The organism is Bacillus cereus (assembly GCF_002567495.1).
Taxonomy (GTDB): Bacteria; Bacillota; Bacilli; order Bacillales; family Bacillaceae_G; genus Bacillus_A; species Bacillus_A cereus_AQ.
This window is the reverse complement of sequence record NZ_NVAP01000022.1, coordinates 14,494-28,972: the sequence shown is the minus strand read 5'-3', so window position 1 is coordinate 28,972 and position 14,479 is coordinate 14,494. Positions and strand designations below refer to the sequence as shown.

Below are 14,479 nucleotides of genomic sequence, written 5' to 3'. Positions count from 1 at the left end.
TTCTATAGGGTACATTTTAAATTTGTTTGCTCGTTTTTTGTTGCAAACCTCTTTACTTCCCTATTGCTCCTGTTTTTGCCATAATAGAAGAAATATAAATAAAGGTTGGGATACCATGAACATTCGTATTACTGATGAAGCAAAAGAAGCTATACATAGATTAGAACGTGAAGATAAAAAGATCATTCGCATTAGAGGAACAATGACGAACTCTTGTAGTATTTTCGTTGATGTCGATTTAATTTGGGATACATATGATGCGGATGATGTTGTATATGAAGATGCTGATTTTATCGTACAAATGGATTCATTTACGAAAGACTACACTGGTGATACGGTAAAGCTTGATTATAAAACGACAGGTTTTAGTATTACGACTCCGAGTGAGACTTTAGTTTATGGGTTGTCGATTAAAAAATAAAAATTGTTTTTAGCTGACCACTGAGGTGAAAGAATGGGTAAATATGTTCCGTTAAAGTTTTTATTTAATGAAGAATTAGCAGGAAAAATGGCTGATTCTATTTGTAAACACGATCCTAATTTCTCTAAAAAAAACTTCGTAGCTTCTGTAACATGTAAAGTTGAACATTTAGAGTTAAAGCAACGTATTGAAGTAATAGCAGATGAATTACACAATGCTTTACAAAAGGATTTTAATGCAGCTATACATATATTACTGAAAACATTGGGACCAGAAAATACAACAGAAGTAGGCACATTTACAAACGGATATATGTACATGCCTATCGCAAAATACGTTGAAAAATATGGGCTTAACGATTTTGAATCCTCTTTCAACGCCATGTATGAAATAACGAAAAGAAATACTGCTGAATATACCATTCGGTCTTTTCTTGAAACATACCATGAAGACACACTAGACATACTACAACAGTGGATTCATGACGAAAACAGCCATATTAGGAGATTAGTTTCAGAAGGTACAAGGCCAAGACTTCCTTGGGCTAAAAAAATAGGAGCTCTAAAAGGTGAGTTTAAGAACAATTTACAGCTTCTTGAGCCATTAATGAATGACCCTTCTAAATATGTTCAAAAATCAGTCGCCAATCATATGAACGATATTACAAAAGAAGATAAAGATCTCGTTTTTCAATGGTTACAGCAATTACGTGATAAACAGCATCCTGTTAATCCTTGGATTATAAAACATGGGTTAAGAACAGTTATTAAAAATGGTACTTTGCCAAAAGATTTTTCTTTTTAAGTATTTTAAACAAAAGCCCTTATACTTCATTTTTGAAGTATAAGGGCTTTTTCTCTCTCAAACATTATCCTTTCCTTATAACTTCAAAGGATTTTTACTCGGTTATACCGAATATACAAATAACTATTCTCACTAGGAGCAAACTTATATGAATCTATTCGAACACGAAACGTAAAACCGTTTCTCTTTAATAAGAGGTCCTCCCTTTTTCTTTTCTCATCATATCATCCATTAAAAAATAGGAGGACAAAATTATGAAACGTGATCCATTATTTTTAACTTTATTAGAAAGCGCAAATACAAACTTTAGTGGCTGGGATTTTTCTTTCATTTCAAAAACGGGTCGAATGAAGAGCGAGCCCTTATCGTGGTCGTACGGCAGTACTGCTTTTCAGCTTATGCAATGTGCAGAAACAATGCTAGATATGGGCACTGGCGGCGGAGAGTTTTTATCTATGTTACAACCGTTCCCATCAACTATTTATGCGACTGAGGGCTACGCACCAAACGTGCCAATTGCTCGAAAGAAATTAGAACCTTTAGGGATTACTGTTGTAGAGGTGACCGATGATACTGCTTTACCATTTCAAAATTGTCAGTTCGATTTCATTATGAATCAACATGAATCCTATTCTGCTTCTGAGGTAAATAGAATACTTTCTCCTAATGGAACATTTCTTACACAACAAGTTGGCGGTCTTGATTGCGCGGAACTTAATGAACAATTTGACACGCCTCTAAATAGTGAGTTTGCCAGTTGGTCACTTGAAACTGCGTGTAGTGAGTTAGAGCAACATGGATTTACTATTTTAGAAGCAAAAGAAGAGTTTCCTTTTCAACGTTTTTATGATATTGGTGCTATCGTCTATTATTTAAAAGCAATTCCGTGGCAAATTCCTGATTTTACTGTCAAAAGGTATTATGAGGAGTTATATCGTATTCATGAGATTATTTTACAAAAAGGATGTTTTGATGTGAAGCAACATCGTTTTATGATTAAAGCGATTCGCAGCTAATAATATAGAATACTAAATAAAAAAGAGTGCTTTTCTTCAAAGCACTCTTCCAAAGAAATTTACCACTCCCTACGCTTATCACAATCACAGTCACGATCATGATTACATTTACGGCGACATTTATCACAATCACGGTCACGTTTACAACGACATTCATCACAATCTCTATGTCTGCGTCTACAAAACATTAAATCATCCCAAAATCTATTACAATTTCGGAAATGTCTGAAATTACAATTACACCCCATAGCTACCATACCCTCCTCTTTTTATAAGACTCATCCTATTCTATGTTTAAAAGTCAAAAACAGCTTGTTTACTAGTCTATTTTTTCTACCTATCTTTCCTCAACAATAAATAAGACGCTAACCAGATAAAGGTTGCGCCTACAATCATTAATATTGTTTTAATCAAAATATAAACGGTGCTTTAAACATGTCTTTTTCTCAGTTAAATATTTTAATAGATTATAAAAAGTAATTGTTTTCATACCCTTTTCTATTGAGAAACGAGTTGATTTTCATATCGTTTGTTCGCATCATCTTCTGTCAAACATGCAGTTGTGTAATGAATAATATTCCGGTTATCGTACGTGAATATATGCTCTAATTTATTTTCTTCTGTTAATACTATCGGTAAGTATTTTGGTAAATTGCTAACTACACCTCTATTATCACAATCTAATATCCAATCAATTTCTTTCCATTCTAATAATCCTTCAGCTGTACTTAATGGTGTATCCAAGTGTGTTCCATCTGGTAAATCAGCAAGGAATACATACATTCCTTCACTAGCCCGTGGCTCGTCTTTATCTTTAAAACCAACATTCCCCTTATATGTTACGCTTGAAAGATCTATACCCGTTTCCTCAAACGTTTCTCTAATTATTCCTTCATATGGCGTTTCATTTTCTTCTATTTTCCCTCCGACACCATTCCACATTCCCATATTCGGCTTTTTATTTCTATTTAATAGCAGTATTTTATCGCCTTTTCTAATAAAGCAAATTGTGTACTTATACATATGATCATTTCCTTTCATTTTCCACATGAATTATTTGGCTTATTTTCAAGTGAAAACACTCTCCTTACAATTCCTTACCACATAATATCTCTCACTATATAAATCTATCGTCACTACTGGCAGTTATATGATTGTAGAAGATACCTCTAACTTCTTTCCGATTGGGGTCCTGGCCCGATGGAAGCTGTGGAAGAGTTTTTAACTAAAAACAATAACTTCATAATCGACGAGTCTAAACATAAATTTTTCATATCATTTAATCCAAAAGGTTTTTTAAAGAAAATAAAGTGAAACTTTAATAAGTGGGGTTTTGCACATCCCCACTTATTCTATCATTTTCATTTTTGAAAAAGGATAATATACAAATTCCACCTTGCCAATTATGTTATCTTCTTCAATATATCCTAAGCCATTGCGACTATCTCTACTCACTTCGCGGTTATCTCCCATTACAAATAACTTATTTGGCGGAATTTTTGTCTTTTGAAAGTTATAAAACACTTGTGTGTTGTTAAATAAATCTTTGTTCGTATATGGTTCTTCTTGCTTTTTATCGTTCACATATACCTTTCCATTCGTTATGTTAATTACATCACCAGGAAGTCCTATTACACGTTTCACATAATATTTCGATTCATCCTCTTCCTTTATAATGACAATTTCTCCGTGCTGTAAATTAGAAAGACGTACTACTGCTTTATTTACAAATACGTAGTCTTCTTCATATAAAGTCGGCTGCATCGATTCGCCTTCCACTTTACATAAAGTAAAAGAATGGTAGCCTATTACCATCACAAATATAAATAGTATGTACTTTCCCCAGCCTCTCTTAATCTCCTTTTTCATATCCATTCCCACCTTATAAAGCGCTTTTTAACTCAAAAAATATATCACTGCACAATATGTTTCCATGCAGTGATACTATTTTTACTGTGCCTTGTTCGGTTGTTCTACTGGAATTGAATTTGTATTTGATCTATTTGTTTTTAATTCAAAATACGCATCCAAAATCTCTTTACCAATCGCAGAATTAATTCCTGATTTATCATCATTCACCCATGGTACAACAACTGAAAAAGCTACTTCCGGATCAGCATCATATGGTGCATAACCGGCAAGAGTTAAATTATAACATTTTTTTCGGTTGTTGTTCTCATCTCTTCCAATATCACTTTCTCCACCATATACTGTCTCAGCTGTTCCTGTTTTTCCCGCTGGTTTATATGGTAGACCTTTAAACGTTCCGGTACCTGTTCCGTCAGCTTCTTGAAAAACTCTTCTAAATCCTTCTTTTACATGATTAATGTACGAAGTGTCCATATCCAATCTATTTAATACAACTGGTTCAATCGACCGAACGACTTTTCCTACATCCTCTGGTCTATTCGGTTGCTCTCTAACTTCTTGTACAATTTGTGGTTTCATTCGGTAACCGCCATTTGCAATTGTGGAAATATATTGTGCAAGCTGAAGCGGCGTATATGTATCATACTGTCCAATCGCGTAATCAAGTAAAAATCCGGGTATGTTATCAGTTCTACCTATTTGACCGATTGATTCATTTGGCAGGTCAATACCAGTCGACACACCTAGGCCAAATTGTCTAAAATAGTAGCGCATTTTATTAAATGTTTCTTGTTTAATGTCTAATGGATTATTTGGGACATAATTAATGCCTGCCATTTTTAAAGCTGTATTAAACATATAAACGTTCGATGACACTTGTAAAGCTCTTAAATCATCAATATCCCCAAATTCTTTCCACGATTTCTTCGGCTTAGAACTTCCTTTAAAATACATTGGTGCATCAAAGAAATGTGTATACGGCTTAATCGCTTCTGTTTGATATCCAGCTAATAAAGTAGCCCCTTTTACAGTTGATCCTAACTCATAAGAACTTGTCATCGTTCCTAATGCATAATCTTCTATTTGCATACCGCCATCTTTATTTACAATTTTCTTTCCTGCCATTGATAAAATTTGACCGTTTTTCGGATTCATCATTACTACGAACGCACGATCCATCATCGGCTCTGCAGCATGAAAGGCTCGTAAATTCTTTTCAAGACTTCCCTCTACTCTTTTCTGCAAATCCATATCGACTGTTAACATTAAATTATTTCCACTTTTTCCTTCGGTCACTTTTTCTGTTCGAACAATCTTCCCTGCTTTATCCATAATATTTTTAGACTGTTCTTTCGTTCCATGTAGTGCATCTTCGTATTGTTTTTCGATGTAACTTTTACCAATACGGTCGTTTCGATTATAATCACGAACTAAATAATAATCTAATTGCTCTCTTGGCAACCCTTCATTTTCATTAGAAACGCTACCTAGTATAGAGCGCAGTATTTTATCATTTGGGTATTCACGTTCCCAATCTACTGTCGTATCTACCCCTGGTAAACTTGCCAACCTTTCACTAACGACAGCATATTCATTTTGACTTACATCTTTTTTAACGATTTGCGGTGTCATTTTATATCCTGCATTCATTTTGCTTTTAATTACTAATACTTCTATATCTTCCTTTGAAAGCTCATTTAATTCTTCTTGCGTAATTCTTTCCCGGCGCAGTTCTTCTACTTTTTTATCTAATTCTTTTCCTTCTATTTCTTGCTTTCTAAATTTACTCTCATCTTCTTTCGTTACTTTCGCTGCTGCCCGCTTTTCATTTAACTGCATCCAAAAATCTTTCTTATCTGTCTCTGTTAACTTATCCATGTCCTCTTGCGACATTTCAATTAGCTTGGCTAAATCTCTTGCTACTTGTAAAACTTCTTTTGAGTCTACTCCTCTCATTTTCGTATATGTAACGGTTCGCAATGGTTTATTATTTACAATAACGTGACCTTGCCGATCAAACATTTTCCCTCTAGGAACGGGAGTGCTTACCGTTACATCTTCCTTTTTGTTTACTTCATTTCTATACGTTTCTCCATCAATGATTTGTACTTTACCTAATTGAATTATAATAGCTGAAAATAAAAGAAAGACAATAAAAAATAGTACATTTAACCGAAATGGAATATGAGTCTTTTTCTTTTTCGATTGTTTTTTCTGCTCCTTTTTCTGTCTCATTTCGCTCCCTCGCTTCATTCTATTAACATTTCTACGCAAAATCATTATGTATCAAATTTATTTCTATGATATATATAGAATTTTATATTAATTACTAAAGAAATAAAAGATTTAATTTTCAGTTTTTTAATTTTATAACCTATTTATTACCATTCCCCTTCATACGTCATAACATGAATTTTATTCAAACAAAAAAACTGAGGTGTTCTCTATACACCTCAGTTTTTCATAAAAATAATAACTTATTTAACCGACGATAACCCTTCAACAAACTCACCAATCTTATTTTGAAAAACAAAATCAAAGTTATATTCCTGTCCTGTTAACTCTTCATTTACTAAAATAGTTGTTGCTCCCACTTCCCTCTTTGCAATTTGCGGGAATGAAGCGACAGGCTGTACTTTGAGTGACGTTCCCATAACGATAAGCACATCTGTTTCATATAAACGTTTGATAGCATTTTGATATTGCGGCAATGTATCTCCGTATAAAACAACGTCTGGATTTAAAATGAAATTACACTTCTCACAACGCGGTACTTCATGATCAATCATATACTGTAAATCATATCCAGATTTACATTTTGGACAATGTGCTGTTTGAAGTGTTCCATGTAAATCAATGACATGCTTACTGCCACCTAATTGATGTAAACCGTCAATATTTTGCGTTAAAATCGTAATATCTTTCCCTTGTTCTTCTAGCGCAGCTAAAAAGCGATGGCCACGATTTGGTTTATATTGATGGAACGTATTAATTTGAAAAATTTCTTTATAATGCTTCCAAAATTCTTTCGGACTTCGGTTATAGTACCCTCTTGATAAGTACATCTCCACATTCGCATCAGCATACAATCCATTTGCTGAACGAAAATCTGGGATACCACTTTCCGTACTTGCACCTGCGCCTGTTAATACTGTAATTTTCTTCGCTTTTTCTAAAATTGAACGTACTTCTTCAAATTGTTGCACAAAAATCACCTCTATGTATTTTCCTATTCTTATTATACCAGTTGTTTACAGGAGGTGTTGTACGATTCGTTTTATTTAATGCGTCGTGCCCCCAACCTCTACAATATCTACCTCAACTATCGTCGTTACCTCAACTGCCAATTCTATCCCCTTACGAATAGTAGAAAGTGACATACTCGGTTGTCCTGGATAATTACTCGCTTGTTCTGGTAAGAACGGAATGTGAATGAATCCGCCTTTTATTTTCTTATCATGTTTCTCTAGTTCATGCATAAGTCCATAGAATAAGTGATTACAAACGAATGTACCTGCCGTTTGTGAAATAGATGACGGTATGCCTTCTTCGCGAAGTTTTTTTACAATTGCTTTCATCGGGAGTGTGGACCAATAGGCAGCCGGTCCTTCTTCTACAACCGGTACATCTACCGGCTGATTCCCTTCATTATCAGCAATTCTTGCATCATCAATATTAATTGCGACACGTTCTATCGTAATATCTGGTCTGCCCCCAGCTTGTCCAATGCATATAATAATTTCCGGCGCTAGTTCTTCTATATACTCTTTTAATACGCTTATTGATTTATGAAATACAGTTGGTACTTGTTTGCTTATTATCTTGTATTCTCCAATTGTTTTTTCATGCAAACCTTTTGCTACTTTCCAAGCTGGATTGATATTTTCTCCGCCAAACGGATCAAACCCTGTTAATAATACTGTTTTCATAGTTTTATCCTCCTAATTAGAAACGATATACAAGGCCGTACATAATAAACATATTTATGATAAAAATTGAAAGAGCAATTGGTACTTGTGCTTTAATAACCGCATTTTTATCCTTTAGCTCTAAAAGCATCGCAGGTACGATATTAAAGTTTGCTGCCATTGGTGTAAGCAGCGTTCCGCAATATCCAGCAAACATACCGAGTGCTGCCATAATTGCTGGGTTTCCGCCGTGCATTTGAACTATTAAAGGTAAGCCAATTCCGCCAGTAATAACAGCAAACGCTGCGAATGCATTTCCCATTACGACTGTAAATAGCATCATGCCTAAACAGTACGCCATAACAGCAACGAACGGATACTCTGTCGGTAACACTTGTCCGACTAAATCTGAAACAACTTGTCCAACGCCAGACTTCGCGAATATACCGCCAAGTGCTGCTAACATTTGTGGTAAAATTACAGCCCAGCCGACAGCTTGTAATAGTCTGCTTCCTTCTTGTACAGGCGTTGTTATTTTTGATTTTGTAATACGCATCGCCGCAACGAATGCGAGTAATGCACCAAGCGCTAATGCAACTAATGTTACTTTATCTGGATCAACAAGAGAGACATTACCCCATTTAATTTTCCCTAACGTCAACGTACCGATAATTGTAAAAATAGGAATTAAAAGTGCAGGCATAAAAATTTTATTTTTTAATTTCTCAGCATGTTTTACACGTTCTTGTACTGGAACTTCTTTCTCCTCTGATTTTGTTACTTTATTTAGTGAAGCTAAAACGACCATAGCGAGCACTATACAGCCAACGTAAAACGAAGGGATTACATTTCCGAATAAAAATGTAACTGCAAACAACGCCCAAAATAAACTAGAACCGAATCGGTTTGGGTGTTCACTATCGAATGCGATACGAACAGCGATAAAAGCAACGATTATACCTAATACATAATAGATTGTATCCATTGTGATTATGTTCATATTAGATTGCCTCCTTCTCTTCTTTTCCTTCTGTCTTCATTGTTTTTTCTATATATTTATCAAACCTTCTAAATCTAATCCAACTTACAATAAGTGCAGATATCGCTGTTGGAATGCCCCAAAGTGCCATATCCCATACTCCGACATGCATACCTACTGAATCGAAGAATCCTTTCATTAATAAAATAGCACCAGTTGCGATGAAAATATCTTCTCCGAAAAACCAAGCTGTATTTTCCGCGGCAGCTGCATTTGCTTTAATCTTTTCTCTCAACTTTTCAGGGAGCTTACCGTATTTACCTTGCGCGGCCCCTTCTGCCATCGGTGCAACGAGCGGTCTTACCGTTTGTGCATGCCCACCAATATTAAGACCCAGAGCGGCTGATGATTCTCTTATCGTAAAATATGACATTAATACTCTTCCAGTTGTTGCACCTTTTGATCTCGTTATTAGTGCTTCTGCTCTTTCTTTTAAACCGTAACGCTCTAAAATTCCAATTACCGGTAAAGTTAGTATGATAGGCATAGACATATATCTATTTTCTATGAAAAACTTACCGAACATGCTAATGACATCATAAAAGCTTAATCCTGAAACCATACCAGTAACAATACCTGCAACCATAACGACTAACAATGTATTTAATCTAAATAAAAAACCTACCGCAACGAGTAGTATCCCAATTAATTTAATCATTCCTAGCACTTCCCCTCATTTTTTATCCCGCATTAACAGGCCGTAAGACTCCCACCTCAAAATTCAGCTGAAACAAAGAAGTTAAATGGGAGTCGAGCTGATAATCAGTGAAGTATACCCCCTACTGATTAAAGTTTAACTTTATTTCTGTGCACATATAGAAATTCCATTAAGTTCGAATGTTCTGTATATTCTTTCCGCAAATTGGACTGCCTTCTCTCCGTCACCGTGTAAACAGATTGTTTGCGCATGAACTGCTACTTTCTCTCTATTTACCGCATTTACATAACCTTCTTTCACCATTTGAAGTACTTGCTTTATCGCTTCGTCTTCATTTTTTATAAGTGCATTTGCTTCTGTACGGCTCGTTAATGTACCATCTTGCTTATACGTACGATCAGCAAAAGCTTCTTGTACGAGAGTGATGTTATATTTTTCCGCCGCCTGTATGAACGCTTCACTATTTGCTAACCCATAAAGTAATAACCCCTGATTACTATGAGCAATTGCCTTTACGATTGCATCTGCAATTACTGAATCGGTTGCCGCCATATTATATAGAGCACCGTGCGGTTTCACATGATGCATCTTTCCGCCAGCTGCTTTCACAAATCCGTCTAGTGCGCCAATTTGATATAAAACATAATCATATACTTCACTTGCTGAAACATTCATGTTCCTTCTACCAAATCCAATTAAATCTGGAAAACCAGGATGTGCCCCTATCGCTACGTTATGCTGTATTGCCTTTTCAACCGTCTTCCTCATTACAGTCGGATCACCCGCATGAAAACCGCAAGCAACATTTATAGAGGAAACGAACGGAAGAATCTCATCATCATTCCCCATTTTATACGCTCCAAAACTTTCTCCTAAATCGCAATTTAAATCAATTGTCGTCATGATATTTCCCTCCTACTCTTAGCTTCGTAAAGTGATGAATTTTTTTAATAGATTTATACTTTCTTCTTGCTCTATGAATAATTGCTCCGCCTCTTTTACCTTAACTTTCTCAAATGAAACATAGTCTGCCGGTTTTAGCTGGGCAAGAATAGGTAAATCTACTGAAATGACATTTCCCATTCTCGGATAGCCACCTGTCGTTTGCCTATCTGTCATTAATATAATAGGCTGTCCACCGTTTGGAACTTGAATGGTTCCGAATGTAACTGGACTCGATAAAATCTCTTTTTCTTCAGATCGAATTAAAGGTTCTCCCTCTATCCTATATCCCATTCGATCAGCATAATTAGACACTTTGTACTCTTTCGTAAAAAAAGACCCTTTACTGCTCTCTGTAAATTGATCATATTCAAAATCTGTTATGACGCGAAGTTTAGGATGCTTCTTATATTTTGGCAAAACGTTATTACGAATTGCCCATTTCGCTTTTATTCGCCCTTCCTTTTGCAAGTTTTGAACGAAGTGACTCGCCATTTCTGATTGCGCACCAATCTGGAAATAGTCACCCTTTTTCAACATTCTTCCCTGTATACCACCAATAGCTGCACGTATATAAGTACTTTTACTTCCCATTGTGCGATCAATATGGATACCGCCCGCAAAGGTCACATATGCCCTGCATCCGCTCTTCGCTTTTCCGAAACAAAGCATACTACCTTCTTCAGCTAAAATAGGACGCCATAATGGGATGCGTTCTCCATTTAACAACGGTTCCATATCAACCCCACCAATTGCGAGTAAAGTCGTTTTCTTTATTAACAATTTAGGGCCTAAAATCGTCATTTCTAATCCTGCTTCATTCTCTTCATTACCGACTAACATATTGATGAGCCTAAGTGCATTTTTATCCATAGCACCGCCAACAGGTACACCATACTGTTGATAATAAGATCGCCCTAAATCTTGAACTGTTGTAAACATTCCTGCATGCAAAACCTCTACATCCATTCTTTAGCCCCCTCAAGCGATACGTACTCTTCCTTCGTTATCGGGATAAATCGTAAATACATACCACTTTGAATATATGTTGGTATTTCTTCTTTCGGATTAAATAGCGTAATAGGTGTTCGGCCGATAATATTCCATCCACCTGGTGTTTCAAGCGGATAAATACCTGTTTGATTTCCGCCAATACCTACTGAGCCAGGAGCAATTTGTAACCGTGGTGTTTCTTTTCTAGGTGTCTCTAGTTCTTTTGATAGCCCGCCTAAATATGGGAACCCTGGTGTAAAACCTAGCATATACACAAAATATGTAGTTTCACTATGTATTCGAATCACATCTTCTACTTGTAAACCTTTATAATGTGCAACCTCTTCTAAATCAGGACCAAATTCTCCCCCGTAGCACACTGGTATGGAAATATGTTTCACATCCTGTTTTACTTCTTCTTTATAAGATTCACACAGCTCCTTTATATACCGGCGAACGTAATCATATGACTTTTCACTTCTTCCATTTCGTTTCCATACTTCGTATACGTTGTAGTAAACAGCTAATGAAGTAAACGACGGAACGCACTCAATCATTCCCGCAAACGGATATTGCTGCAGTGCTTGAAATAACCGCTGCACTTTTACGTATATATTCATCCCAATTTCTTCACCAAATGTAACAATAATTGCTTGATCCCCTAATGCAGAAAATTTCATTCCATTCCCTCTTTCTATTCTAAAAAGCCGAGTTCTTTTGAAATGCAATATGCTGTTTCTTTCACTTTCGCAATAAAATATGAAATGTTACTTTCGCTATACTCAATCGCTAATCCTGAAATACTTATACCGGCTACAACCCTTCCATCATTTGCAAAAATAGGAGCTGCTATCGCGGCTGTATGATTTTCTAATTCAGAATAACTAATTGTGTACCCTTCCTTTTTCGCTATTTGTAATACTTCTAATAAATGTTCCTTATCCACAATCGTGCCATCAGCAAACGGCTTTAAATCGCTTTCCTCTACATACTTACGTTGCTCTTCCTCTGACAAATACGATAGTAAAATTCTCGGACATGCGCCTGCATAAAGCGGTGCTCGTTTTCCAACTTCCGTATAAACACGTACTGGCTGAACGCCTTCCATCTTTTCAACGTAAATCGCATCATTACCATCTTGAATTATTAAATTAACTGCCTGCCCTAAACTATCTCTAAGCTCTTTCATATATGGAATCGCAATATTTCTTACTGATAATCGCTGTGAAACAAGTTGACCGAACCGTAAAAATACGACTCCTAAACGATATTTCCCCTTCTCGTTTTTTTGTAAAAACTCCATCTCTTCCAACGAGCCAATTAAACGATAAACAGATGTTTTCGGCATATTTGTAAGCTGAACCATCTCTGTTAAACTTAGCTCTTCATGCTCATAAAACAACTCCAAAATATCCATTGTCTTAACTGCCGTCTTATTTATACTCATCCTATCTCCTTTTCGTTCCAAATATCGGAACTCAGATTCCGTTTTTCGAAACAAACATATAATTTAAAATTATAAAATATTCTTTCAATTCTATCAATACATTTTTCAAATGCATGATCCTATATATTTAGTCAGCTATTTAAAAACCGTAAATAATTAAATACATTTGTAAATTTTTATTATTATTCTTTCGAAATATTTAGTTTATTATGGGATATGTACAACAAAATGCGAGGAGTGTTTCTTTTTAAAAAAACTGCTAGTTATTCCTGTAATTATGTTATCTTTTTGTATAGGTTATAATGTGTCATTTGCGACAAACGAAGGCACTGATAGAAAAGAAAATATAAAGAGCATGTTTTGAACAAAGATTGATCAAAACATGCTCTTCTCATAGTTATTCAAATGATTCTTTTTTAAAACCGGATTGATTATTCGCTTCCCTCGTTCAACTAACAAGTCTATTAGTTGAACATTACTTGTTTTTCAAGATTGTTCTTTTAGCCTTTTTAATAATTCTGCTAGTTGATTTTATGTCAGCATCCTTTTCCCATTCTTCACATAGGTTCATTACCCAATCTGGTTTGGTTTTACTTGCGTCATTTAACCAGTTTCCAACTGAATCTTGGACATATTTTGATGAATCTGATTTAAGTAAAGTAAGAATAGGAAGTGCTTTTTCAGGTTCTTGTTTTAATATTTCAATATGTTTACTCCATACACCCCGCGGACGAATAGATTCTACAGAGAACCTGCGAATATTTTCATCTTCACTTTTTGCCCATTCTACTAACAACTCCACACTTTTTTCTATATTTTGTGAAAGGTCTTCTCTAATAGACATCCAAGCAATTTCTCGAACACCAAAATGATGATCCGCTGCAAAAGGTCGCATGTACGTTAATTTATCTTTTAATGTGTGATTTGTTTTTTTATTCATAAACGCTGCCCAACATCGTACACTATCTGAAACATGATTAGATAATTGTAATAGTAAGTCTTCCCTTTTTCTTTCACTCTCTTTGAGTATAAATTTATCTAGTAAAGTTCCTGTTACTCGTATGACTTTCATTCCAGTTGCAACGTTCTGTTTTTCCAATTCAGCTACTATAAATTCCAAGCTATCCTTAAGTCCTATTGAAGGTAAGACATTTTTAAGTAGTTCAATATGGTTTATAGCTAGCCATTCTGTTAGATTAACACTTTCTAATTTTCCTTGCTCTAGTAATTGTAAGACCTCTGTAGGAATTTCGTTTACTTTCTTGGCTCCTTTTCTGTTTAGGATAGCTTCCGCTTCTTCCGCTATCATTTAATTCCCTCCTCGCAATACTATCTTCAAATAAACAGAAGCCATTTTGATAAATAATAATCAAAATGGCCTC

Annotated in this window: 16 protein-coding genes and 1 pseudogene; 4 read left to right on the top strand and 13 right to left on the bottom strand. The window is 35.4% G+C overall.

The features are described 5' to 3' along the window. Nucleotides 1-115 precede the first annotated feature (115 nt). The 3 genes from COK05_RS09980 (at nt 116) to COK05_RS09970 (ending at nt 2,241) form a co-directional block, all read left to right on the top strand. Nucleotides 116-421 (top strand): iron-sulfur cluster biosynthesis family protein, encoded by a 306-nt coding sequence (locus tag COK05_RS09980; protein WP_141538993.1) that lies wholly within the window; start codon nt 116-118, stop codon nt 419-421. Nucleotides 422-454: 33 nt separating this feature from the next. Next, nucleotides 455-1,225: a DNA alkylation repair protein gene (locus COK05_RS09975; RefSeq protein ID WP_098612450.1), complete on the top strand. Its 771-nt coding sequence runs from the start codon at nt 455-457 to the stop codon at nt 1,223-1,225. A gap of 254 nt (nt 1,226-1,479) precedes the next feature. Next, entirely contained in the window at nt 1,480-2,241 is a 762-nt protein-coding gene (locus COK05_RS09970) for a class I SAM-dependent methyltransferase (protein WP_098612449.1), read from the top strand. A gap of 59 nt (nt 2,242-2,300) precedes the next feature. Here the strand turns inward: COK05_RS09970 and COK05_RS31700 are convergent, their stop codons facing one another. Further along, nucleotides 2,301-2,489 (bottom strand): hypothetical protein, encoded by a 189-nt coding sequence (locus tag COK05_RS31700; RefSeq protein WP_098612448.1) that lies wholly within the window; start codon nt 2,487-2,489, stop codon nt 2,301-2,303. Between the two features lie 250 nt (nt 2,490-2,739). Next, nucleotides 2,740-3,282 (bottom strand): NUDIX hydrolase, encoded by a 543-nt coding sequence (locus tag COK05_RS09960; RefSeq protein WP_176539434.1) that lies wholly within the window; start codon nt 3,280-3,282, stop codon nt 2,740-2,742. A gap of 70 nt (nt 3,283-3,352) precedes the next feature. Here COK05_RS09960 and COK05_RS09950 point away from each other — a divergent pair. Next, nucleotides 3,353-3,555, top strand: a pseudogene (locus COK05_RS09950) (CmcI family methyltransferase); the annotation flags it as partial. A 33-nt stretch (nt 3,556-3,588) separates the two neighbouring features. Here the strand turns inward: COK05_RS09950 and lepB are convergent. The 11 genes from lepB to COK05_RS09895 form a co-directional block, all read right to left on the bottom strand. After that, nucleotides 3,589-4,110, bottom strand: coding sequence for a signal peptidase I (lepB, locus tag COK05_RS09945; RefSeq protein ID WP_016081083.1), 522 nt, complete (start codon nt 4,108-4,110; stop codon nt 3,589-3,591). Between the two features lie 81 nt (nt 4,111-4,191). Then, the gene (locus COK05_RS09940) at nt 4,192-6,345 is read right to left on the bottom strand and encodes a peptidoglycan D,D-transpeptidase FtsI family protein (RefSeq protein WP_016081082.1); all 2,154 of its coding nucleotides are present in this window, start codon (nt 6,343-6,345) and stop codon (nt 4,192-4,194) included. A 242-nt stretch (nt 6,346-6,587) separates the two neighbouring features. Beyond that, a complete protein-coding gene (locus tag COK05_RS09935) occupies nt 6,588-7,316 on the bottom strand; it encodes an NAD-dependent protein deacylase (RefSeq protein ID WP_016081081.1) in 729 nt (242 codons plus the stop codon). Nucleotides 7,317-7,391: 75 nt separating this feature from the next. Next, on the bottom strand, nt 7,392-8,039 hold the full coding sequence (gene pcp / locus COK05_RS09930) for a pyroglutamyl-peptidase I (RefSeq protein ID WP_098612447.1): 648 nt from the start codon (nt 8,037-8,039) through the stop codon (nt 7,392-7,394). A 16-nt stretch (nt 8,040-8,055) separates the two neighbouring features. After that, the gene (locus COK05_RS09925) at nt 8,056-9,018 is read right to left on the bottom strand and encodes a DUF979 domain-containing protein (RefSeq protein ID WP_098612446.1); all 963 of its coding nucleotides are present in this window, start codon (nt 9,016-9,018) and stop codon (nt 8,056-8,058) included. Nucleotide 9,019: 1 nt separating this feature from the next. Further along, nucleotides 9,020-9,715 (bottom strand): DUF969 domain-containing protein, encoded by a 696-nt coding sequence (locus COK05_RS09920; RefSeq protein ID WP_141538992.1) that lies wholly within the window; start codon nt 9,713-9,715, stop codon nt 9,020-9,022. Nucleotides 9,716-9,856: 141 nt separating this feature from the next. After that, nucleotides 9,857-10,618, bottom strand: a complete 762-nt coding sequence (gene pxpA / locus COK05_RS09915) for a 5-oxoprolinase subunit PxpA (protein ID WP_098612444.1) — start codon at nt 10,616-10,618, stop codon at nt 9,857-9,859. Between the two features lie 18 nt (nt 10,619-10,636). Further along, on the bottom strand, nt 10,637-11,626 hold the full coding sequence (locus COK05_RS09910) for a biotin-dependent carboxyltransferase family protein (protein ID WP_098612443.1): 990 nt from the start codon (nt 11,624-11,626) through the stop codon (nt 10,637-10,639). Continuing rightward, complete coding sequence (pxpB, locus tag COK05_RS09905; protein WP_098612442.1) at nt 11,617-12,330, bottom strand: 5-oxoprolinase subunit PxpB; 714 nt, start codon at nt 12,328-12,330, stop codon at nt 11,617-11,619. The genes COK05_RS09910 and pxpB overlap by 10 nt, the downstream gene beginning before the upstream one ends. A 14-nt stretch (nt 12,331-12,344) precedes the next feature. Further along, complete coding sequence (locus tag COK05_RS09900) at nt 12,345-13,097, bottom strand: IclR family transcriptional regulator (RefSeq protein ID WP_098612441.1); 753 nt, start codon at nt 13,095-13,097, stop codon at nt 12,345-12,347. Between the two features lie 475 nt (nt 13,098-13,572). Then, entirely contained in the window at nt 13,573-14,406 is an 834-nt protein-coding gene (locus COK05_RS09895) for a DNA alkylation repair protein (RefSeq protein ID WP_098612440.1), read from the bottom strand. Between the last annotated feature and the right edge of the window lie 73 nt (nt 14,407-14,479).

Bases quoted from the DNA above. Each gene is read 5' to 3' on its own strand.
- COK05_RS09980 (WP_141538993.1), top strand. From the start codon at position 116: ATGAACATTCGTATTACTGATGAAGCAAAAGAAGCTATACATAGATTA.
- COK05_RS09975 (WP_098612450.1), top strand. From the start codon at position 455: ATGGGTAAATATGTTCCGTTAAAGTTTTTATTTAATGAAGAATTAGCA.
- COK05_RS09970 (WP_098612449.1), top strand. From the start codon at position 1,480: ATGAAACGTGATCCATTATTTTTAACTTTATTAGAAAGCGCAAATACA.
- COK05_RS31700 (WP_098612448.1), bottom strand. From the start codon at position 2,489: ATGGGGTGTAATTGTAATTTCAGACATTTCCGAAATTGTAATAGATTT.
- COK05_RS09960 (WP_176539434.1), bottom strand. From the start codon at position 3,282: ATGAAAGGAAATGATCATATGTATAAGTACACAATTTGCTTTATTAGA.
- lepB (WP_016081083.1), bottom strand. From the start codon at position 4,110: ATGAAAAAGGAGATTAAGAGAGGCTGGGGAAAGTACATACTATTTATA.
- COK05_RS09940 (WP_016081082.1), bottom strand. From the start codon at position 6,345: ATGAGACAGAAAAAGGAGCAGAAAAAACAATCGAAAAAGAAAAAGACT.
- pcp (WP_098612447.1), bottom strand. From the start codon at position 8,039: ATGAAAACAGTATTATTAACAGGGTTTGATCCGTTTGGCGGAGAAAAT.
- COK05_RS09925 (WP_098612446.1), bottom strand. From the start codon at position 9,018: ATGAACATAATCACAATGGATACAATCTATTATGTATTAGGTATAATC.
- COK05_RS09920 (WP_141538992.1), bottom strand. From the start codon at position 9,715: ATGATTAAATTAATTGGGATACTACTCGTTGCGGTAGGTTTTTTATTT.
- pxpA (WP_098612444.1), bottom strand. From the start codon at position 10,618: ATGACGACAATTGATTTAAATTGCGATTTAGGAGAAAGTTTTGGAGCG.
- COK05_RS09910 (WP_098612443.1), bottom strand. From the start codon at position 11,626: ATGGATGTAGAGGTTTTGCATGCAGGAATGTTTACAACAGTTCAAGAT.
- pxpB (WP_098612442.1), bottom strand. From the start codon at position 12,330: ATGAAATTTTCTGCATTAGGGGATCAAGCAATTATTGTTACATTTGGT.
- COK05_RS09900 (WP_098612441.1), bottom strand. From the start codon at position 13,097: ATGAGTATAAATAAGACGGCAGTTAAGACAATGGATATTTTGGAGTTG.
- COK05_RS09895 (WP_098612440.1), bottom strand. From the start codon at position 14,406: ATGATAGCGGAAGAAGCGGAAGCTATCCTAAACAGAAAAGGAGCCAAG.